The 20,089-nt window shown below is 58.5% G+C and carries 23 protein-coding genes and 1 tRNA gene; 17 read left to right on the forward strand and 7 right to left on the reverse strand.

What is annotated here, in order from left to right; translation table 11 throughout:
* The first annotated feature begins 166 nt into the window (after positions 1-166).
* Positions 167-709 (forward strand): DUF6161 domain-containing protein, encoded by a 543-nt coding sequence (locus N4A58_RS03705; protein WP_293707973.1) that lies wholly within the window; start codon positions 167-169, stop codon positions 707-709.
* 246 nt (positions 710-955) lie between these two features.
* Here the strand turns inward: N4A58_RS03705 and N4A58_RS03710 are convergent.
* A tRNA-Cys gene (locus N4A58_RS03710) sits at positions 956-1,029 on the reverse strand.
* Between the two features lie 144 nt (positions 1,030-1,173).
* On the opposite strand from N4A58_RS03710, the gene N4A58_RS03715 reads away from it, so the two are divergent.
* The 3 genes from N4A58_RS03715 (at position 1,174) to N4A58_RS03725 (ending at position 4,073) form a co-directional block, all read left to right on the forward strand.
* Positions 1,174-1,824 (forward strand): protein-L-isoaspartate O-methyltransferase, encoded by a 651-nt coding sequence (locus N4A58_RS03715; protein WP_293707975.1) that lies wholly within the window; start codon positions 1,174-1,176, stop codon positions 1,822-1,824.
* 64 nt (positions 1,825-1,888) lie between these two features.
* On the forward strand, positions 1,889-3,328 hold the full coding sequence (locus N4A58_RS03720) for a TolC family outer membrane protein (RefSeq protein ID WP_293707977.1): 1,440 nt from the start codon (positions 1,889-1,891) through the stop codon (positions 3,326-3,328).
* A 73-nt stretch (positions 3,329-3,401) separates the two neighbouring features.
* Positions 3,402-4,073 (forward strand): hypothetical protein, encoded by a 672-nt coding sequence (locus tag N4A58_RS03725; RefSeq protein ID WP_293707979.1) that lies wholly within the window; start codon positions 3,402-3,404, stop codon positions 4,071-4,073.
* Positions 4,074-4,214: 141 nt separating this feature from the next.
* Here the strand turns inward: N4A58_RS03725 and N4A58_RS03730 are convergent, their stop codons facing one another.
* Positions 4,215-4,538 (reverse strand): DUF6280 family protein, encoded by a 324-nt coding sequence (locus N4A58_RS03730; RefSeq protein WP_072706075.1) that lies wholly within the window; start codon positions 4,536-4,538, stop codon positions 4,215-4,217.
* Between the two features lie 213 nt (positions 4,539-4,751).
* Between N4A58_RS03730 and efp the strand changes: the two genes are divergently transcribed.
* Complete coding sequence (gene efp, locus N4A58_RS03735; protein ID WP_293707982.1) at positions 4,752-5,315, forward strand: elongation factor P; 564 nt, start codon at positions 4,752-4,754, stop codon at positions 5,313-5,315.
* 79 nt (positions 5,316-5,394) lie between these two features.
* Here efp and N4A58_RS03740 read toward each other — a convergent pair whose 3' ends face one another.
* From N4A58_RS03740 to N4A58_RS03755, 4 genes are all read right to left on the reverse strand, one after another.
* On the reverse strand, positions 5,395-6,252 hold the full coding sequence (locus N4A58_RS03740) for a universal stress protein (RefSeq protein ID WP_072706077.1): 858 nt from the start codon (positions 6,250-6,252) through the stop codon (positions 5,395-5,397).
* A 12-nt stretch (positions 6,253-6,264) separates the two neighbouring features.
* Complete coding sequence (locus N4A58_RS03745; RefSeq protein WP_072706078.1) at positions 6,265-7,752, reverse strand: SulP family inorganic anion transporter; 1,488 nt, start codon at positions 7,750-7,752, stop codon at positions 6,265-6,267.
* Between the two features lie 130 nt (positions 7,753-7,882).
* The gene (locus N4A58_RS03750) at positions 7,883-8,635 is read right to left on the reverse strand and encodes a folate-binding protein (protein ID WP_293707989.1); all 753 of its coding nucleotides are present in this window, start codon (positions 8,633-8,635) and stop codon (positions 7,883-7,885) included.
* Between the two features lie 51 nt (positions 8,636-8,686).
* Positions 8,687-9,379: a tyrosine-protein phosphatase gene (locus N4A58_RS03755; protein ID WP_293707991.1), complete on the reverse strand. Its 693-nt coding sequence runs from the start codon at positions 9,377-9,379 to the stop codon at positions 8,687-8,689.
* 128 nt (positions 9,380-9,507) lie between these two features.
* Between N4A58_RS03755 and N4A58_RS03760 the strand changes: the two genes are divergently transcribed.
* Positions 9,508-10,704 (forward strand): aminotransferase class V-fold PLP-dependent enzyme, encoded by a 1,197-nt coding sequence (locus N4A58_RS03760; RefSeq protein WP_293707993.1) that lies wholly within the window; start codon positions 9,508-9,510, stop codon positions 10,702-10,704.
* 9 nt (positions 10,705-10,713) lie between these two features.
* On the opposite strand, the gene N4A58_RS03765 is transcribed toward N4A58_RS03760, so the two are convergent.
* Positions 10,714-11,664: an MBL fold metallo-hydrolase gene (locus N4A58_RS03765; protein ID WP_293707995.1), complete on the reverse strand. Its 951-nt coding sequence runs from the start codon at positions 11,662-11,664 to the stop codon at positions 10,714-10,716.
* Between the two features lie 143 nt (positions 11,665-11,807).
* Between N4A58_RS03765 and N4A58_RS03770 the strand changes: the two genes are divergently transcribed.
* The 11 genes from N4A58_RS03770 (at position 11,808) to N4A58_RS03820 (ending at position 20,089) form a co-directional block, all read left to right on the forward strand.
* Positions 11,808-12,668: a hydroxymethylglutaryl-CoA lyase gene (locus tag N4A58_RS03770; protein WP_293707997.1), complete on the forward strand. Its 861-nt coding sequence runs from the start codon at positions 11,808-11,810 to the stop codon at positions 12,666-12,668.
* Positions 12,661-13,443, forward strand: coding sequence for a crotonase/enoyl-CoA hydratase family protein (locus tag N4A58_RS03775; RefSeq protein ID WP_293707999.1), 783 nt, complete (start codon positions 12,661-12,663; stop codon positions 13,441-13,443). Before N4A58_RS03770 ends, N4A58_RS03775 begins: the two co-directional genes overlap by 8 nt.
* A gap of 176 nt (positions 13,444-13,619) precedes the next feature.
* Positions 13,620-13,985 carry an NADH-quinone oxidoreductase subunit A gene (locus tag N4A58_RS03780; protein WP_293708001.1) on the forward strand — a complete coding sequence of 122 codons (366 nt, stop codon included), beginning with the start codon at positions 13,620-13,622 and terminating at the stop codon, positions 13,983-13,985.
* Positions 13,976-14,509, forward strand: a complete 534-nt coding sequence (locus N4A58_RS03785; protein WP_177218551.1) for an NADH-quinone oxidoreductase subunit B family protein — start codon at positions 13,976-13,978, stop codon at positions 14,507-14,509. The genes N4A58_RS03780 and N4A58_RS03785 overlap by 10 nt, the downstream gene beginning before the upstream one ends.
* Before the next feature lie 6 nt (positions 14,510-14,515).
* The gene (locus tag N4A58_RS03790; RefSeq protein ID WP_072706086.1) at positions 14,516-15,124 is read left to right on the forward strand and encodes an NADH-quinone oxidoreductase subunit C; all 609 of its coding nucleotides are present in this window, start codon (positions 14,516-14,518) and stop codon (positions 15,122-15,124) included.
* Positions 15,125-15,142: 18 nt separating this feature from the next.
* On the forward strand, positions 15,143-16,363 hold the full coding sequence (locus N4A58_RS03795; protein WP_293708183.1) for an NADH-quinone oxidoreductase subunit D: 1,221 nt from the start codon (positions 15,143-15,145) through the stop codon (positions 16,361-16,363).
* Between the two features lie 96 nt (positions 16,364-16,459).
* The gene (locus N4A58_RS03800) at positions 16,460-17,626 is read left to right on the forward strand and encodes an NADH-quinone oxidoreductase subunit E (RefSeq protein WP_293708005.1); all 1,167 of its coding nucleotides are present in this window, start codon (positions 16,460-16,462) and stop codon (positions 17,624-17,626) included.
* A gap of 27 nt (positions 17,627-17,653) precedes the next feature.
* Positions 17,654-17,974 (forward strand): hypothetical protein, encoded by a 321-nt coding sequence (locus N4A58_RS03805; protein ID WP_293708007.1) that lies wholly within the window; start codon positions 17,654-17,656, stop codon positions 17,972-17,974.
* A 69-nt stretch (positions 17,975-18,043) separates the two neighbouring features.
* Positions 18,044-18,271 carry a DUF5337 domain-containing protein gene (locus N4A58_RS03810; protein ID WP_072706090.1) on the forward strand — a complete coding sequence of 76 codons (228 nt, stop codon included), beginning with the start codon at positions 18,044-18,046 and terminating at the stop codon, positions 18,269-18,271.
* 6 nt (positions 18,272-18,277) lie between these two features.
* Entirely contained in the window at positions 18,278-19,579 is a 1,302-nt protein-coding gene (gene nuoF / locus N4A58_RS03815) for an NADH-quinone oxidoreductase subunit NuoF (RefSeq protein WP_293708011.1), read from the forward strand.
* A 6-nt stretch (positions 19,580-19,585) separates the two neighbouring features.
* Positions 19,586-20,089 (forward strand): DUF3291 domain-containing protein, encoded by a 504-nt coding sequence (locus tag N4A58_RS03820; protein ID WP_293708013.1) that lies wholly within the window; start codon positions 19,586-19,588, stop codon positions 20,087-20,089.

Below are 20,089 nucleotides of genomic sequence, written 5' to 3' on the forward strand. Positions count from 1 at the left end.
GGACGAATTACTCCCATGGAACTGGATCGCCCCGAGCGCGCAAGAAGTCTGACGGTTCCGCAAGCAGCTCCATATGACGTCAGTAACGACGCCAATAATGACATAGCTTAAGACATCAGGCCCAACTCAGGCAGGCGGTCCCAATGGAGCCGTTACCTTTGAGCGATTGCAAGACTTATATAAAACGCAACTTCAATACAAAGCGCCGGTCCAACTGTGGGAGCGCAGGTCGGAGAAACACAAACAGAATGCCGATACCTCTTTCAAATTGTTTGTAGGATTGTCTGTCGTAATCATTTTTCTGGCAGCAGTGGTCCCATTCTTTGCCGGGACGTATATAGCTGACAGCTTCTATCAGGTCGTTTGTAGTGGGCCTGACGGCACTGAGTGCAGCCGCGAATTTTCTGCAAGAGGCCCCATAACGGTGTCTGGCTTGCTGATGATTTTTTCCTTGAGTCTGTGGGTTGTCCGACTGCAATACCGTGTCTTTCTAAGTGAACGACACCTCTCACTCGACGCTAGCGAGAAGAAAGCTTTTGCGGAGACGTTCTTGGCCATGAAAGAGGATGCCGATGTCGATGGGGCCAACGAGGCGATTGTACTCGCATCACTATTCCGGCCTACGCAGGATGGTATCATCAAAGACGATGAGAATACTCTGGACCTCTCTGCCGCGGCGATCTTGGCGAAGCAGTTTGGACGGTCCTAACAGGCTGCCTAGACTGCTCTAAATCGACGACTTTCTGAGGAGGCAAGTTGGAGAATCTAACGCGGTTAGATTCTCAGGTTTATTCCTTAAGTGTCTAATAAATATGAATAAATGGAGGCGATGTGCGCCTCCTTTCACTTGCCCTTGGCTACACGCCAAAATCGTCTAATTTGAGTGCACACTTTGTACGAAATTTGTACGAAGCAAATTTCGATCCGCTAAGTCACTGAAAATAAAGAATAATTTTGGAGGCGAGTACCGGAATCGAACCGGTGTACACGGATTTGCAATCCGCTGCGTCACCACTCCGCCAACTCGCCGCCGTGGTGTGGTTCGCGCTGATTAGACGATCCATTCGGGGGGCGCAAGCCCTCATGTTCGATGAAACGACGATACAACCGTTGCCGTGCCTGTGGTAATGTGGCATGACCCCAAAGACCTCACTGAACGAAAGAGTTTAGTCCATGACTGATTTCGCAAATCGCCGCACAATGATGGTGGATACGCAGGTCCGCCCCTCGGACGTGACCAAGTTTAACGTGATCGAAGCGATGCTGGCAGTTCCCCGCGAAGTCTACGTCCCCGAAGCGCGTAAAGAAGCCGCTTATATGGGGGAAAACATTGAACTGGCGGCGGACCGTGTTGTTCTGGAGCCCCGCACAACAGGCAAACTGCTGGACGCGCTAGATATCCAGCCCGATGAACTGGTGCTCGATCTGGGCTGCGCGTATGGCTATTCTGCTGCGGTCATTGCCCATCTGGCCGAGGCTGTTATCGCTGTTGAAACCGAAGATTTCGCCAAAGAAGCCGAAGCCAACCTGAGCCAGAACGGCGTCGATAACGTCGCTGTCGTCGAAGGTGAGTTGGCTGCAGGAGCGGCCAAGCACGGTCCTTATGATGTCATCGTTATCGAAGGCGGCGTCGAAGAGTTGCCGACCGCCATCGCAGATCAGTTGAAAGAGGGCGGTCGAATCGGCTGCATCCTTCAAGAGGGCGCATTAGGCACTGTTAAAATCGGTTACAAACTGGATGGCCTGATCAATTGGCGCTATTCGTTCAATGCCGGCGCTCCGGTGTTAAAAGGATTTGCAAAACAGCCAAGCTTTGCGCTCTGAACCTTGCGGCATGGGTGTTGATTTTTAAAGATGTCCCATGCGTTAGGGGCGAAGGAGTTTGTAAATGGCGGATTTTAAGAAGTACCTGCGGGGCGGCGTAGCGGCTCTCGCGCTCTCGGTTGCGGCAGTACTACCTGCAAGCGCAGATACCCTGGGAGACGCCCTGGTCAAAGCCTACAAGAATAGCGGTCTGCTGGAACAAAACCGTGCGCTGCTGCGCGCGGCGGACGAGGATGTGGCCGGCGCGGTCGCTGAACTGCGTCCCATTCTTGGATATTCGGCTGGCATTACCTCCAGCCGTGATTTCACCGTTACCGGCACAAGCACGAACCGGATTGAGACCGGCGTCGACGAGACCACGCTTGGAACGCTGGGGCTGACCGCGAGCTTGCTCCTTTACGACGGCGGCGCGTCTCGCATGGGGATTGATGTGGCCAAGGAAGCCGTCCTTGCGACCCGTCAAACACTTCGCGCGGCAGAGCAGACGGTTCTGCTAAACGCAGTGGCCGCCTACATGAACGTTCTGGCGTCTGGCCAGATCGTTACCCTGCAGCAAAACAACCTGCGTGTGCTGAGCGAACAGCTTCGCGCTGCACGTGAACGCTTTGACGTGGGCGAAATCACTCGTACTGATGTGGCGCTGTCCGAAGCGGCGCGCGCGAGCTCGAACAGCGATCTCGTGGCAGCACAGGGCGACTTGGCCGACTCGCGCGCCGGTTACATCACCGCCGTGGGCGAGGGCGCAGGCTCCGTGAGCACGCCCGGTGCATTTCCTGTCGCCGTGGACACAGTCGAAGAAGCCCTGCGCATTGCGATGCGCAGCCATCCGACGCTTCTTGCGGCGCAGCACGCAGTCACTCAGGCTGAACTTGGCGTGAAGATTGCTCAGGCGGCACGAAAGCCGGAGGTGACGCTTGGCGCGGAATTGGGACATACGCGTTTCTTGGCAGAAGACACGGATCGCTCCGAGGGGAACTACACAAATAGTGCTTCGGTCGGTTTAAACGTCACTGGCCCCATCTATTATGGCGGCGCAATCAGCTCTGCTGTGCGCCAAGCAATGGCGCGTCGCGATTCGGCGCGCTCTGAACTGTTGCAAACGAAACTGTCGGTCGAAGAGGCCGTGCGTGTCGCGTACTCGGCGCTGACCCAAGCCCGCGCTGCCCGCGACGCGGCCGAAGAATCGATCCGTGCGAATACTGTGGCGTATCGCGGTGTCCGGGAAGAGGCTTCGCTCGGCGCGCGGACCACTCTGGACGTTCTGGATGCAGAGCAGGACCTGCTGGATGCACGTGCATCGAGCATTACTGCGGCTGCCAATGAATATATCGCGGCCTACTCGCTGCTATCCGCTATGGGTCTGCTAAACGTGGAGTATCTGAAGCTCAACGTGCCCACCTATGATCCCGAAGCCTACTACAACACGGTCAAGAACGCGCCTGCGATGATCAACACCCGTGGTGAGAAGCTGGACGACGTCCTGCGCGCGATCGGCAAAAAGTAACAGATCTGCTGGCAAACGGTTGTGAGATCGCGTGCCAGCGGCTACCCTTACCCCAGTGTTTCGTGAGGGTTTCATGTCAGAACCAACCACCAGCGTAGATATCGAGGATGTCCTCACGTCGATCCGGCGGCTTGTGTCGGAAGAGGCGCATGATGCTGTTCTAGATCAAGTGAAGCCTCAGCGTTCTGCAGATCGGCTGGTCTTGACACCTGCGCTGCGGATTGCAGACGCAGAGACGCCGCCCGAGCCTGCTGAGGCCACTGATGACAGCGGACCGGACGTACCCCCAGCCGAGCATGAAAATGTCGCTGAGGCGCCGCTCCTGCTCAATCGTGGGCCCTCTGACAATCTGTCGATCAATCACAAGATTTCGTCACTCAGCGCTGCGGTCAGCCGAGCCGCTGAGGAGTACGAGCCCGAAGAGGGCGACATGTTTGGGGGACTGTCCAAAACACCGTTGCCGTGGGCCGAAACACATCCCAACGACCCGCTGTCCGGCAGGGCCGAAGGAGAAGACGCCTCTAACATGGATGGCGATGCATTTGAGGACGAGACGATCGACGAACATGACGACACGGCGAGCGGCAGTCTCGTTGGCCTGAACGAGGATATGCTGCGCGCTATGGTGGCCCAGATTGTCCGCGAAGAACTGCAGGGCGAGATGGGCGAGCGTATCACGCGCAACGTCCGCAAGTTGATCCGACGCGAAATCAACCGTGCGCTGGCGATACAAGACCTCGCCTGAAGTGACCTGAATTAAAAAAAACGAGAGCGCTCCGGCGCTCTTTTTTTATGGCGTAGATCTTTCAAGGCGGAGCAGGGCGGAACAAAAAAGGGTGCGCCCGGTGCGCACCCTTTTTTTAACGGGGATATCAGAAAGCCGGAGTTATGCGGCGTCCAGATGCATTACGGCAGCGTTGCGACGCTCGCTCTCTTCACGCGACAGCGCGACAGAGGTGCGAACACCCTTGGCAACGAATTCCATCAGTCCAGAGACAACGCGTTCGCTGGGATCGATGCCTGCGCAGGACAACACTTCGCGCCCATCACGCGAACGTGCCCAACGTGCGATTTGCTCGGGCCCATTGCCGTATTTTTTATCATCGGCGATGGCATCATCTAGAGCCGCCAACACAACAGCGGCAAAAAGTTTGCGTGCACGGTTGCCCTGTTCATTACTGTAGGCCGTGCCGTCAACGAAATCTTTCATGATTCGTCCTTGTTGTTTCGATCTTGCGTCTTGGGGCGTGGCGCGCTTTATGACGTAATTATGTCGATTCTGGCAACCTGTTTTTGAATGCCTGCTATGCATTTAATGCATAGCTTCAACATGGGTATTGCGCTGCTACTACGCTTGCTTTGGTCTTGAGCCCCAGATATAGGGATCGAAATCCTAATATCAACCGTCCTGCAAGGTAGTCTTATGCCCAAGATCAACGGTAACGAAATCCGTCCCGGCTATGTTCTGGAACACAATGGCGGCCTCTGGGGCGCTGTCAAAGTCGATCACGTCAAACCCGGCAAGGGCGGCGCATTCGCTCAGGTCGAGATGAAGAACCTGCGCAACGGTTCCAAGCTGAACGAACGTTTCCGCAGCGCCGACAAGGTCGAGCGCGTGCGTCTGGAGCAGAAAGACCAGCAGTTCTTGTATGAGTCCGACGGCATGCTGGTGTTCATGGACGCCGAGACCTATGACCAGATTGAACTACCCGCAGACCTGCTGGGGGACCGTCGTCCCTTCCTTCAGGATGGCATGACCATCGTTGTAGAATTCTACGAAAGCGAAGCGCTGAACGCGACTGTGCCACAGAAGGTCCAGTGCAAAATCGTCGAGACCGAGCCGGTCGTCAAAGGCCAGACGGCAGCGAACAGCTTCAAGCCTGCGATCCTCGACAATGGCGTCAAGGTAATGGTGCCCCCCTTCGTTGGTCAGGACGAAGACATCATCGTCAACACCGAGACCTTTGAATACGTCGAACGCGCATAAGAAAAGCGGCCTGTTTCGGGGCCGCTCTGAACGCATTTAGATAAATGAGGCCCGCCTGAATTGCTCAGGCGGGTCTTTCTTATTTCATCAGCACGATTGGCACTTTGCAGCTGCGGATCATTTCAGTGGTGGTCGAGCCGATGATCATGCTGCGAATGCGCGAGTGGCCATAGGCGCCCATAACCAGCAGGTCGTAGCCTTCGTGGTCGGTCATATCGCCAAGCACGTGGTCAGGGCTGCCCTGTACAATCTTGGTGGTCGCTGTGTGGCCGCCAGCGGCCAGTGTTGCCGCAGCGCTGTCGAGATCGGCGCGCAGGCTATCGCTCTCGGTGCCGACAGTCACGACGGTCACGTCTAGGCCCGCAAACAGTGGGTCGCGCGCAACTGTGTCGATTGCCTTCATCGAGGACACGCCACCATCATAGGCGATCAGGACCTTCTTGGGCTCTGAGTAGGCGCGGTTGGCAACGAAAACTGGCTTCGATGTCGCACGCACGATCCGCTCTAGGTTCGAGCCAAGGTGCAGTTTGGCGAAATCCGCCGCCTCTCCGCGTTTGCCGATTGCCAGCATCGAGGCGCTGGCCTCGCGTTCTGACACGGTATCGATCAGGTCACCGCTACGTAGGCGGGTGCTGACCGTGATCTCTCCGTGCTGTTCCACGATGGCTTTGCCGTCTTCTAAGATGGCGCGGCCCGTGGCTTGTGCCAGCTTGTTGCGCTGCGCGTCCAGCGAGCTCAGCTCTTCGAGCAGGGCAGTGCGGGCCCCCAGACGGATCGAGCCGGACAGGTCCTGCTCGGCGCCGCCCTCGCGGCGGCCAAGCACGTGTGTCAGTTCGACCGAGGCCGCGCTGCGGGCTGCGATCCAACCCACATAGTGGCACAGGCTTTCCGAATAGGCCGAGCCGTCGATCAGGGCGAGGATGTTTGAATTGCTCATCTGGTCCGCTCCTTAGTGCGACATCAACTTGTCCATGCCGCCCGGTTTGTCGTGCAGCGCCAGACGGTCAACGATGGTTTGCGAGGCGTCATTCAGGCCAAGGATTTCGACCTCTGCCCCCTCACGGCGGAACTTGAGCACAGCCATGTCCAGCACCGCAACCGACGAAATGTCCCAGATGTGGGCATGAGTAACGTCGATGGTGACTTTTTCCAGTGCTTCGCGGAAGTCGAACGCCTTCATGAAGTCTTCGGCAGAGGCAAAGAACAGCTGTCCTTCGACGTGGTAGGTGCGGGCGCGGCCATCTGCGGATAGCTCGGAGCGAACGCGGAACAGCTGCGAAATCTTCCACGCAAAGAAGATGCCCGACAGCAGCACACCGGTCAGCACGCCAATCGCCAAGTTGTGGGTCCAGACCACGACAACGACGGTCGCGACCATAACGATCGAGGATGAAGCAGGGTGTTCCCGCAGATCCTTGATCGAGGACCAGCTGAACGTACCAACCGACACCATGATCATGATCGCGACAAGTGCGGGCATCGGAATTAGGCCGACCCAGTCTCCAAGCACCACACAGAAGATCAGCAGCATCACACCGGCGAAGGCACAGGACAGACGGCCACGGCCACCGGATTTGACGTTGATCATTGACTGGCCGATCATCGCACACCCTGCCATGCCGCCGATAAAGCCGGTGCAGAAGTTCGCGACGCCTTGGCCGATGCATTCCTGATTGCGGTCCGAGGTGGTGTCGGTCAGATCGTCCACCAAGTTCTGGGTCATGAGCGATTCCAGCAGGCCCACAGCGGCCACCGCGGCAGCGTAGGGGAATACTATCTGCAAAGTCTCTAGGTTCAGCGGAACATCAGGCAGCAGGAACACGGGCAGGGTGTCGGGCAGAGCGCCCATGTCGGACACGGTACGCACGTCCCAGCCAAAGAGGATCGCGGCTGCTGTCAGAACCAAAATGTTCACCAGCGGCGACGGCACCGCTTTGGTTACATACGGGAACAGGTAGATGATCGCGAGGCCCGCAACGACCAGCGGGAAGGTCAGGAAGGGCACGTTGGACGGATCCAACTCGGGCAACTGCGCGAGGAAGATCAGGATCGCCAGCGCGTTCACAAAGCCCGTCATCACAGATCGCGACACAAACCGCATCACAAAACCCAGCCGGGCAAAGCCTGCGATCACCTGCAGCACACCGGCCAAGATTGTTGCGGCCAGCAGGTACTCAAGACCGTGATCGCGGACCAGCGTAACCATCAGAACCGCAGTCGCGGCGGTGGCGGCGCTGATCATGCCGGGGCGTCCGCCGACGATGGCGGTCAGAACGGCGATCGAGAAAGAGGCATAGAGACCCACCTTGGGGTCGACGCCTGCGATAATGGAAAATGCGATGGCTTCGGGGATCAGCGCAAGGGCAACGACAAGGCCCGACAAAAGGTCGGCGCGCACATTGCCGAACCATTGCTGGCGATAGGCGGTCAAGTTCATCTCGTGTCCGATTGTTCTGGTCCGGCCCCGCTGCGGGGGCCAGAACGGTGGCAGTTGATTGGCGCTAACGGGCCAAGGCACTTGCCGCGCGTTATAGAGACTTAAGACAAAGGAACAACCGCCCCGAACTTTATCCCACGGACTGTGGCATAGAAATCCGTGCAGAGTTGGCGCTCAAGGCGCCATTTGCACGGTCAAAGCGCAGATATGCGATGGCTTGGCTGCCTGACTGGGTAAACAGCGTGCCCGCTGTTTTGCCGTCCTCGGTTTTGATTTCGGAGCCAACAGGGGCGCTGCCGTCGACGTCCACGGTCACCAGACCTTTGCGCAGTTCTGTTTTGTGCTTCATGCGGGCGGTGACCTCTTGGCCCACATAGCATCCCTTTTTGAAGTCGACGCCGTTCAGACGCTCGAAACCCGCTTCGAGGATAAAGGTATCGCCAGTCAGTTCGATCCCGCTCTCCGGGATGCAGTGCGCCACGCGGATTGCGTCCCAGTCCGAGCCATCGTCGCCATCGGTCTCGTTATAGAGACGCCAGCCAAGAGCAGGGTGGCGGGGATCCTCGACGGCGCCCTCTGGCGCGTCGCCAGTGCCACGCTGTACCTTGAGAGGGCTCTCGCTGATCTGCGCATCGGCCCGCAGTTTGTACATGTTCAGTCGCTGAACCAAGCCCGCCGCCAGAGGCTCTGCCACGTCGAGCAGGATCGCGTCGCCGTGGGCCACCAGCAGGAAGTCGGCCAGATATTTCCCCTGCGGGGTCAGAATAGCTGTGTACATCGCACCGTCCTTTAGCCGGGCCATGTCATTGGTCACAATGTTCTGCAGAAAATCGCGGGCGTCGGGGCCGGTGATCTCGTAAATCTTGCGGGCGTGCTCTGGCATGGGAACTCCTTTGCGCCAGAGGTAGGCGCAAAGATGCCCGAGTAAAAGACCTTAGCGCTCGAACATTGGCGTTGCGTTGAACTTCTTTTGCAAGCCTTTGTAGTCGTAGTCCGTCTGCACCCACTCGCGGAAGGGGATTTGCCCTTTGGTGTTGATCCGCTCTTCGTAAGCGTCCAGCACGTGATCCAGGATGCCGGTCTTGGTGTAGCGCTGGTGGAAGTACTTCCACGCCAGCATCTTCTTGGCTTCGGCGACAGGCGCGTTTTCCTGATCCAGTAGGTAGATCGCACTGGCAAAGCCTGCGCGGTCTGCACCGGATTTGCAGTGCATCACGAAAGGCTTTTCGATCGTATCAAACGTTTCCAGCACTTCCATGATCCGCTCGGGGCGCGGGGCCTTGCGGGCATAGAGTTTGCGGTCGATCAGAGTCATCCCCAGTGCGTCGGTCGCTTCTTTCTCAAAGAGGTAGTGGGCATAGGTGTCCACCCCGCGCAGGTTCAGGACCGTATTGATGCCGCGTTTCTTGAACTTCTTCAGGCGGTAGGGGTCCGGTTGGTTAGAACGCCACACGCCGGGCGCGATTTCGAACTCGTTGGTCCACAGGTAGCGCAGGAACATATGGTCGATGAACTGCAGGTGCATGTGCGCCGTGAACCGCTTGTACGGCGTCGAGATGTCGTCCCCGAAGGAATTGCGGAACCGCACTTCGAGGTCGAAGATCCAGTCTTTGATCTTTTTCAACATTCTTTACCGTCCTGAATTTCAAGCCACGTTGCCCTACCGCCTAACATGTGTCGAGGCAAGAGGTTGGGGGGAATTGACGTTGCCGCGACTGAGACTAAGGTCGCGGGACAATATAAACGGAGCCTGTCATGAGTCTTGCGAACGGTCGTTCCCACCTTGCTATCCCTGGTCCTTCGATCATGCCGGACCGTGTGTTGCAGGCGATGCACCAACCAGCTCCGAATATTTACGAAGGCGCGCTGGTCGAACTGACCGCCGGATTGGTCCCCGATCTGAAGTGGGTCGCCGGCACCGAGCACCACGTTGCCATGTATATATGTAACGGTCATGGCGTTTGGGAGGCCGCGCTCGCGAATACTGTCGCACCGGGGGAAAAGGTGCTGGTGCCGTCCTGCGGACGCTTTGGTCACGGTTGGGCAGAATTCGCGACGCGCATGGGGATTGAGGTCGAATTGATCGATTTCGGCAAACGCGCGCCTATGGACCTAGAGGTCGTGGGCCGCGCGCTCGAAGCGGACAAGGATCACAAGATCAAAGCCGTTCTCGCGACCCACGTTGATACTTCGTCCTCTGTGCTGAATGATATTCCGGCTCTGCGCAAACTGATGGACGATCTGAGCCATCCGGCGATGCTTTGGGCTGACTGTGTCGCGTCTATGGGTTGTGACCGTTTCGAGATGGACGCATGGGGCGTCGATCTGGCCATCACCGCCAGCCAGAAGGGCCTGATGACCCCGCCGGGTATGGCTTTCATCTTCTTCTCGCCCAAGGCGCAGGCCGCCCGCGAGGGGATGAAGATGGTCTCGCCCCATTGGGACTGGAACGCACGCGCCTTCCCGCAGATGTTCTACGAATTCTTTGGGGGCACCGCGCCGACCCATCACTTGTTCGCCCTGCGAGAAGCCCTGAACATGATGCGCGAGGAAGGGCTCGAGTCGATTTGGAAGCGTCACGACGTTCTGGCTCGCGCCCTTTGGGCCGCTGCGGACGTCTGGGGGCAGGATGGTCCGATGGAGTTGAACATCGCCGATCCCGCCTGCCGGAGCCGCGCGGTGACCTCTTTGCGTCTGGAAAGCCCGAACGCGACTGCGTTGCGCGACTGGGTCTCCGCGAACGCGGGTGTGACGCTTGGGATCGGCCTTGGGATGGTCGAGATGGGCGATCCGGCGTGGCACGGGTTCTTCCGCGTCGGCCACATGGGTCACCTGAACGCCCACGGGATGATGGGTGTGATCGGCGTGATGGAAGCAGGCCTTCAGGCCCTACAAATTCCGCACACTGGCGGGGCCGTGGCCGCCGCCGCGGGCGTCATCGCCAAAGGATAAAGGAGTGGGTTATTCCCACTCCATCTCCTCATAGACGCGGCCCGCGTTCTTGGTGGCCAGCTCTTCGAACGTGTCGAGGTGCTTCCACCGCTCTTGATCCACGTAGTAGGCGCCCGCCAAATCGCCGCCCTCATCAATATGCGCACCGATCTTGTCCCGCAGGTCGACCAGATAATTGCGGGTGTAGCGGCGCACTTGGTCAAAGTTGGTCGGGTGCCCATGACCCGGGATCACGTAGGTCGGCGCCAGTGGCTCTAGCTTTTCGTCCCACGTTTCGATCCAGCATTTGGTGCAAGTGCCTTGGAAAATCGGCAGCATGCGCTCATGGAACGCGATGTCGCCCGCGATTATTATGCCCCACTGAGGAATCCAAACCTGCGTATCGCCCGGATCGTGTGAGGGGCCAAGGTGCAGAACCTCAATATCGACACCGCCCAAAGACACGACTTCACGGTCAGTGAAGCTGCGCGTGGGCAGGGCGATGGTGGTGCCTTCGGCCTTGTCCCGATTATACCGCTGCATTCCCTGAAGAATGAAATCGGCCTCCTCCTCAAACGCTGCAATCGCGTCCACGTGGGCTAAAATCTCGATGCCTTGCTCCGCCCAATAGGAATTGCCGAGCATCGCGTGCCCTTGGCCATTCTCGTTGATCACCAGTACAACAGGTTGGTCCGTAACGGCCCTGATTTCTTCGTGCAGGGCTGCCGCCAGTCGATAGGACGCGCCACCATTGATCACCACCACGCCTTCGTATGTCACAATGAAAGACAGATTATTATTGTGGCCGGAGTTTTCGTAGGTCGGTGGCGCGGTCGCGCCGATGGCGGAAAAGACATGTGGGATGACTTCGACCGGTTTGGCGTAGAGTTCGGATTGCGGATATTGGTCCGGGATGTCTTCGCTTGCGGTGGCAAAGGTTGCGCTCACACTTAGAAGCGCGGCGATGAAAAATCTGGTCATGTGAAATCCTCCCGAGACAAATAAATACATATGAATGTATATCGGTAAAGCCGAGAATGTTCTGTACCTGTCAGAAAGGGGTTGCCGAGTTAAGTGAACATCTGTTCAATTAAGGCGATCCGGACCGCTCGGGGAGGGGCAGTATGGAACAGGTAGAGATTTTTGAGGTCGGTCCAAGGGACGGTCTGCAAAACGAAAAGCGATTGATCCCAACCGCTGACAAAGTGGCATTGGTCGATCTGCTAAGCACAGCAGGCTTCCGGCGGATTGAGGTCGCCAGCTTTGTGAGCCCTAAATGGGTTCCGCAGATGGCAGATAGTGCCGTAGTGTTGGGGGGGATCAGGCGAGGGCAGGGGATTTCCTATGCCGCATTGACCCCGAACATGCGGGGATTAGAAGGTGCGATCGCAGCCAAAGCAGATGAGATCGCGATTTTCGCCTCGGCATCCGAGGGGTTTTCCAAGGCCAACCTGAATTGCACCATCGACGAAAGCTTTGACCGCTTTGCCCCCGTTGCGGAGGCCGCGCGGGAGGCCGGTCTGCCGGTACGAGGCTATGTCAGCTGCGTGACTGACTGCCCTTATGACGGACAAATTGACCCTGCCGATGCAGCGCGGGTGGTCGAGCGGCTTGTGACCTTGGGCTGTTACGAGGTGTCCTTGGGCGACACGATTGGTCAAGCGCAGCCAGAGAGATTGGCAACCATGCTGGACGCAGTCTTGGCCGTGATACCCGCCGGCAAACTGGCGGGCCATTATCATGACACCGCCGGTAGGGCGCTGAGGAACATCGAGGTCTCCTTGGACAAAGGTCTGCGGGTTTTCGATGCCGCCGTCGGTGGATTGGGGGGCTGCCCTTATGCGCCCGGCGCAGCTGGCAACGTCGCAACAGAGGCTGTCCACCGGCGATTGACACAGTTGGGGCTGAGCACTGGCCTCGACCCTGACATTCTTGACAAAGCGGCGGCACTTGCTCGCCAGATCAGAGGGGCGAACGATGCCTGATACCATCCGCATTGACCAGGACGACCGCGGTGTCGCAACCCTTTGGCTGACCCGCACTGAAAAGCATAATGCCATGTCAGCACTCATGATGGATGAATTGCGTCATGCGGCCGAAACGCTTGGCTCTGATGATTCCGTCCGTGTGGTGATTCTGGCAGCCGAAGGAAAAACCTTTTGCGCTGGCGGGGATCTGGCGTGGATGCGGGACCAATTCGAAGCAGACTCTGCCACTCGAATGAGCGAAGCCCGTAGACTAGCAGAGATGTTACTGGCGCTGGATCGTCTGCCAAAGCCCCTGATCGGCCGACTTCAGGGCAATGCGCTGGGGGGCGGCGTGGGTCTTGCATCGGTCTGCGACTGCGCCATCGGGGCGGACCAAATTCAAATGGGACTTACGGAAGTCAAGCTCGGTTTGATCCCCGCGACCATTGGTCCGTATGTTATCGCTCGCATGGGAGCGGCACGCGCGCGGCAAGTTTTTTTTCAGGGGCGTGTTTTCGACGCACCCGAGGCAGAGAGGCTGGGACTCCTGTCGCGTGTGGTTTCCCCTGAAAATCTGGACGAAGCGGTCGAGGCCGAGGTCGCTCCCTACCTGAAGACAGCCCCCGGCGCTGTTGCACGTGCGAAGGCGCTGGTGCGTCAGTTGGGCGGGGGGGCTGACGCCGCGCAAATCGATGTTTCTGTTACAGCTTTGGCTGAAATCTGGGCAGGTGACGAGTCGTCTGAGGGAATCGCAGCCTTCTTTGAGCGCCGCCCTGCAGCATGGACAAAGTGACCACATCCGTAGCGTGCAGAAAAAAATCCGGTGTACTTATGTACACAAAGGATTTTTTCAACATTCCACTTTGTGAATAAGTGCCTGTCTGTGTTGACCCTTTGAGGGGTCAGGCGTAAGAAGCAGGCCAAGCATAGCAGCCAGTGAATGCGTCTATCGCAGGAAAGGAGCCACGCGTGGAAGAGATGCTACGGGAATACCTCCCCATTATCATCTTTCTGGCGGTCGCAATCGGCCTCGGGATCGTGCTGATCCTAGCAGCAGCCATTATCGCCGTCCGCAACCCCGACCCCGAAAAGGTCAGCGCATATGAGTGTGGCTTTAACGCCTTTGACGATGCGCGCATGAAGTTCGACGTCCGGTTCTACCTCGTGTCGATCCTGTTCATCATTTTCGACCTCGAAATCGCCTTCCTGTTCCCTTGGGCCGTTGCGTTCAAGGACCTCAGCATGGTCGGCTTCTGGTCCATGATGTTGTTCCTTGGCGTGCTGACCGTCGGCTTTGCCTATGAATGGAAGAAGGGAGCACTCGAATGGGAGTGATGACCGGAGCCAACACCGCAGGTTTCGACCGTGAGGTCGCAACCCAGCAGTTGAACAAAGAGCTGCAGGACAAAGGTTTCCTGCTGACCTCGACCGAGGATATCATCAACTGGGCACGTACCGGCTCGCTGCACTGGATGACCTTTGGTCTTGCGTGCTGCGCGGTCGAGATGATGCACACCTCGATGCCCCGTTACGATCTGGAACGTTTCGGTACCGCACCGCGTGCGTCCCCGCGTCAGTCGGACCTGATGATCGTTGCCGGCACCCTGACCAACAAGATGGCGCCCGCGCTCCGCAAGGTTTATGACCAGATGCCCGAGCCGCGTTACGTGATCTCGATGGGCTCCTGCGCGAATGGCGGCGGCTACTATCACTACAGCTATTCGGTTGTGCGTGGCTGTGACCGAGTTGTGCCTGTGGACGTTTATGTTCCCGGCTGCCCTCCGACCGCAGAAGCGCTGGTTTACGGCATCCTTCAGCTGCAGCGTAAAATACGCCGCACCGGTACGATCGAAAGGTAAGGCCCCATGTCCGACGCTTTGAAAGAACTTGGTGCACACATCGAAATGCAGCGTCCTGACTGTGTCATCGGTTGGGATGTCGCTTACGGTGAGCTGAACGTTGATGTGGCGCTGTCTAACATCGTCGCTTTCGTCGATTGGCTGAAGACCGACGCGACCTGCAAATTCAACTCGCTGGTCGACATCACGGCTGTGGACTACCCCGAGCGCGCCAAGCGCTTCGACGTGGTCTACCACTTCCTGTCGATGTACCAGAACCACCGTATTCGTGTGCGCGTTGCGACCCGTGAAGAGGACGTTGTGCCTTCGATCACGCCGGTTCACCCCAGCGCGAACTGGTTCGAGCGCGAAGTTTTCGACATGTTCGGGATCCTGTTCTCGGGTCACCCCGACCTGCGCCGCCTGCTGACGGACTACGGTTTCCGTGGCCACCCGCTGCGCAAGGACTTCCCGACCACCGGTTACACCGAAGTCCGCTACGACGAAGAGCAGAAGCGTGTCGTCTATGAACCGGTGAAACTGGTTCAGGAATACCGCCAGTTCGACTTTATGTCTCCTTGGGAGGGTGCCGAATACATCCTGCCCGGCGACGAGAAGTCCAAGGCGAACGGTTAAGGGAAGGCTTGTGACATGATGGATGGCGCAAAATTCGACGACGCCCTGACCGGCGAACAGAAGATCCGCAATTTCAACCTGAACTTCGGCCCGCAGCACCCTGCGGCGCACGGCGTTCTGCGTCTGGTTCTGGAATTGGATGGCGAGATTGTGGAGCGTGTTGACCCGCACATCGGCCTGCTGCACCGTGGCACCGAAAAGCTGATGGAAAGCCGCACCTACCTGCAGAACCTGCCGTATCTGGACCGCCTCGACTACGTGGCGCCCATGAACCAGGAACACGCTTGGTGTCTGGCGATCGAAAAGCTGACCGGCACCGTGGTGCCTCGCCGTGCGAGCCTGATCCGCGTTCTGTTCTCGGAAATCGGCCGCATTCTGAACCACCTCTTGAATGTTACCACGCAGGCGATGGACGTTGGCGCGCTGACTCCGCCGCTGTGGGGCTTTGAAGAGCGTGAAAAGCTCATGATCTTCTACGAGCGCGCCTGTGGTGCCCGTCTGCACGCTGCGTACTTCCGCCCCGGTGGTGTTCACCAGGATCTGCCGCCCGCGCTGATCGACGACATCGAGGATTGGGCCAAGAACGAATTCCCCCAGTTTATGGAGGATCTCGACGGCCTGCTGACCGAGAACCGTATCTTCAAACAGCGTAACGCCGACATCGGCGTTGTGACCGAAGAAGACATCCAGGAATGGGGTTTCTCGGGCGTGATGGTCCGTGGCACAGGTCTGGCTTGGGACTTGCGCCGCGCGCAGCCCTATGAGTGCTACGACGAATTCGACTTCCAGATCCCTGTTGGCAAAAACGGCGACTGCTACGACCGCTATCTCGTCCGTATGGAAGAGATGCGCCAGTCGATCCGCATCATCCTGCAAGCCGTTGAAAAACTGCGGATGCCGGAAAACCAAGGCGACGTGTTGGCACGTGGCAAGATGACTCCGCCGAAGCGTGGCGAGATGAAGACCTCGATGGAGGCTCTGATCCACCACTTCAAACTCTACACCGAAGGCTTCCACGTGCCCGAAGGTGAGGTTTACGCGGCTGTCGAAGCGCCCAAAGGCGAGTTTGGCGTCTACATCAAGTCCGACGGTTCCAACAAACCCTACCGCGCCAAGCTGCGCGCGCCGGGGTACCTGCACCTGCAGGCGATGGATCACCTGACCCGCGGCCACCAGCTGGCTGACGTTGCGGCGATCATCGGAACCATGGACGTCGTTTTCGGCGAAATCGACCGCTGACCTAATTTCGCGCCTGCCCCGACGGGGCGGGCGACATACTGCTACATCGCGGCCCCAGCGCTGGCGCGCCGCAAGACCCGTAAGGACCGTAAAGATATGCTTCGCCGTCTGCATCCTGAACAACCCGAGAGCTTTGCGTTCACGCCTGACAACCAGAAGTGGGCCGAAGCGCAGATCCAGAAGTATCCCGACGGCCGTGCGGCCAGTGCCATTATCCCTCTGCTGTGGCGTGCTCAGGAGCAAGAAGGCTGGCTGAGCCGTCCCGCGATCGAACACGTTGCCGAGATGCTGGGGATGGCCTACATCCGCGCGCTTGAGGTTGCGACCTTCTACTTTATGTTTCAGCTGCAACCCGTTGGTTCTGTTGCACACTTCCAGATTTGCGGCACCACAAGCTGCATGATCATGGGCGCAGAAGATCTGGTGTCGGTCTGCAAAAAGAAGATCGCAGCCAAAGCGCATCAGGTGTCCGAAGACGGCAAGTTCAGCTGGGAAGAGGTCGAGTGCCTTGGTGCCTGCACCAACGCGCCCATGGCCCAGATCGGCAAAGACTACTACGAAGACCTGACCCCTGCGGGTCTGGAAAAGATGATTGACGATATGGCCAAAGGCGAGGTTCCGCTGCCCGGTCCCGCGAATGGCCGCTACACGTCGGAACCCAAGGGCGGTCTGACCGCGCTGACCGAAGGTGACCGCGAGCACGAGTACAACGGCTCGGTTCAGCTGGCGCACGACATCGGCGACACTCTGAAGCGCATCGACGGGACCGAAGTTCCGTTCTCGGCGCCTTGGCTCGACAAGGCGGCCGATCACGGCTCGCGTCAGGCCGGTGGACCGCAGACCCAGCGCGAAGCAGCAGCCGAAGCCCCTGCGACGAAACCGGTCGCAGATGATAGTGCGGCCAAGCCCGAGACCGACACCACCAAGCCGGTCGCCACAGAGAGCAAAGACGAGCCTGTTGCAGCCGAGGCAGACAAGCCCGCGACTTTGGACGCGGCACGTGACGGTCAAGCCGACGATCTGAAACTGATCAAAGGTGTCGGTCCCAAGCTCGAAGAAATGCTGAATGGCATGGGCTTCTACCACTTTGACCAGATCGCTGCCTGGACCGACAAGGAACTGGCATGGGTCGATCAGAACCTCGAAGGGTTCAAAGGCCGCGCGAGCCGTGACGAGTGGGTCTCTCAGGCCAAGCAACTCGCCTCAGGCGAGGAAACCGAGTTCGCCGCACGTGCCAAGAAAGACGGCATTTACGACAACTAATCGACTGACCGGGACACAGCCTTCGCAATGACCACCGAAACCGACAAGATGGACCATACCGCCGCATGCTGGGGCATTGCGGGTGTGTTGGCTGTGATTGTGTTCGGTATGTCCCTGGGGATGGCGGAATTCTCGGTCATCGTGTCGCTCGCATGGTCTGGCATCATGTTCCTGAGCGCGGGGCTCTACCTGATGTGGATGCTTTGCCCCGAGGAGTTGGGCGTCGGCGTTGCTGAGTTGTCCAATGTCTCCCAGTCGGTTGTGCTGGGATCTGAAATGTCACCCGTCTCGCCGGTTGGCTCCACGTTCCGCGAAGGCGCGGAGCAGGGGACCGGCGCAGAGGGGTAAGTCGCGTCGCAGGACTGTCTGCGGCACAGGTGTGGGGGTAGGGCCCCCGAGCAAGGAGTAGATGGGCGCATGAGCAGCCATCAAGACCAACATACCGCCCGTCAGGGCCGGACCCTGGCCTTGGTTGTTGCCGGCACCATGCTGGTTTGGATGGCGGCGCAGTGGCTTGGTCCCCGTTTGGGATTGCCGGTGCGATACGTCTTCTTGTTTGATTTCGCTGCGTTGGCGGCCTTTGTCTGGGCCATCGTCGTGGCATTCCGGATCTGGCGTACCAACCGTCACGACAATGAAAGGTGATCTCTCATGCTGAAGGATCAGGACCGCATCTTTACCAACATCTACGGGATGCAAGACCGTAGCCTGAAGGGCGCAATAAAGCGCGGCCATTGGGACAAAACTGCTGATTTGATCGCGCTGGGTCGCGACGAGATTATCGAGCGCATGAAGGCATCCGGCCTGCGCGGTCGCGGCGGTGCGGGCTTTCCCACCGGTCTGAAGTGGTCGTTCATGCCCAAGCAGAGCGACGGCCGCCCTGCCTATCTGGTTATCAACGCGGACGAATCCGAGCCCGGAACCTGTAAAGACCGCGAAATCATGCGTCACGATCCGCATACCCTGATCGAGGGTGCGCTGATTGCGTCGTTCGCCATGAACGCCAACACCTGCTACATCTACATCCGCGGCGAATACATCCGCGAGCGCGAGGCGCTGCAGGCGGCGATCGACGAATGCTACGACGCGGGGCTTCTGGGCAAGAATGCAGCGAAGTCGGGCTACGACTTCGACCTCTACCTGCACCACGGCGCGGGCGCATACATCTGCGGCGAAGAGACGGCTCTGATCGAAAGCCTCGAAGGCAAAAAGGGCATGCCCCGCATGAAGCCGCCGTTCCCCGCGATGGCCGGTCTCTATGGGTGCCCGACCACCGTGAACAACGTTGAATCGATCGCAGTTGTGCCGACCATTCTGCGTCGTGGCCCCGAGTGGTTCGCTGGCTTTGGCCGTCCCAACAACGCGGGCACCAAGCTGTTCGCGATTTCTGGTCACGTCAACAACCCCTGCGTCGTCGAAGAAGCGATGTCGATCTCGTTCGAAGAATTGATCGAAAAGCATTGCGGCGGCATCCGTGGCGGCTGGGACAACCTGCTGGCGGTTATTCCCGGCGGTTCGTCCGTGCCTTGTGTGCGCGGCGAAAAGATGCGCGATGCGGTCATGGACTTTGACTATCTGCGGGGCGAATTGGGCTCGGGCCTCGGCACTGCAGCGGTCATCGTCATGGACAAGCAGACCGACATCGTCAAAGCGATCTGGCGCCTGTCGAAGTTCTACAAGCACGAGAGCTGTGGCCAGTGTACCCCTTGCCGCGAAGGCACGGGCTGGATGATGCGCGTCATGGACCGTCTGGTTCGCGGCGAAGCCGAGCTCGAAGAAATCGACATGCTGTTCCAAGTGACCAAGCAGGTCGAAGGCCACACAATCTGTGCTCTGGGTGACGCGGCTGCATGGCCGATCCAGGGTCTGATCCGCAACTTCCGCGAGGAGATCGAGGATCGTATCAAGGCTCAGAAGGCTGGCAAAATCAGTGCAGCGGTTGCGGCGGAGTAAGACCCAGTGCAGCAGCCCCTCAACCACCATCTGGCAGAGCTGAACGTCGGGCGCCTTGTTGCGCCGACCGACGATCCGCGCGTGGCCGAGTTCATTGGTGCGATTGACCGCATCAATGGCCTTGGCAAGCGGATGCCCGGCTTTGTCTGGATGATGGAAGGGTCGGGTGAGCCCGGCACCGGCAATACCGAAGCCAAGATCGGCGGCGATCCCCTGCACGTCAGTAACCTGACGGTTTGGGAAAATGTAGAGACGCTGGAAAACTTTGTCTGGAACACCGTGCACCGCCAGTTTTACGAGCGTCGGACCGAGTGGTTCGAAGTTCTTGGCGAGATGTATTTCGTGATGTGGTGGGTGCCCGAAGGACACCAGCCGACACTCGAAGAAGGCCTCGAAAAGCTGGCGCATTTGCGCGAGCACGGCTCCAGTGACTTTGCGTTTGATTGGGCGTGGCTCGAACAGGCGAAACTATACAAGGCAGGGCGCTGCGGCGCCATTGCTGCGGAGTGA

This window comes from Donghicola sp. (assembly GCF_025210255.1).
Lineage (GTDB): Bacteria > Pseudomonadota > Alphaproteobacteria > Rhodobacterales > Rhodobacteraceae > Donghicola > Donghicola eburneus.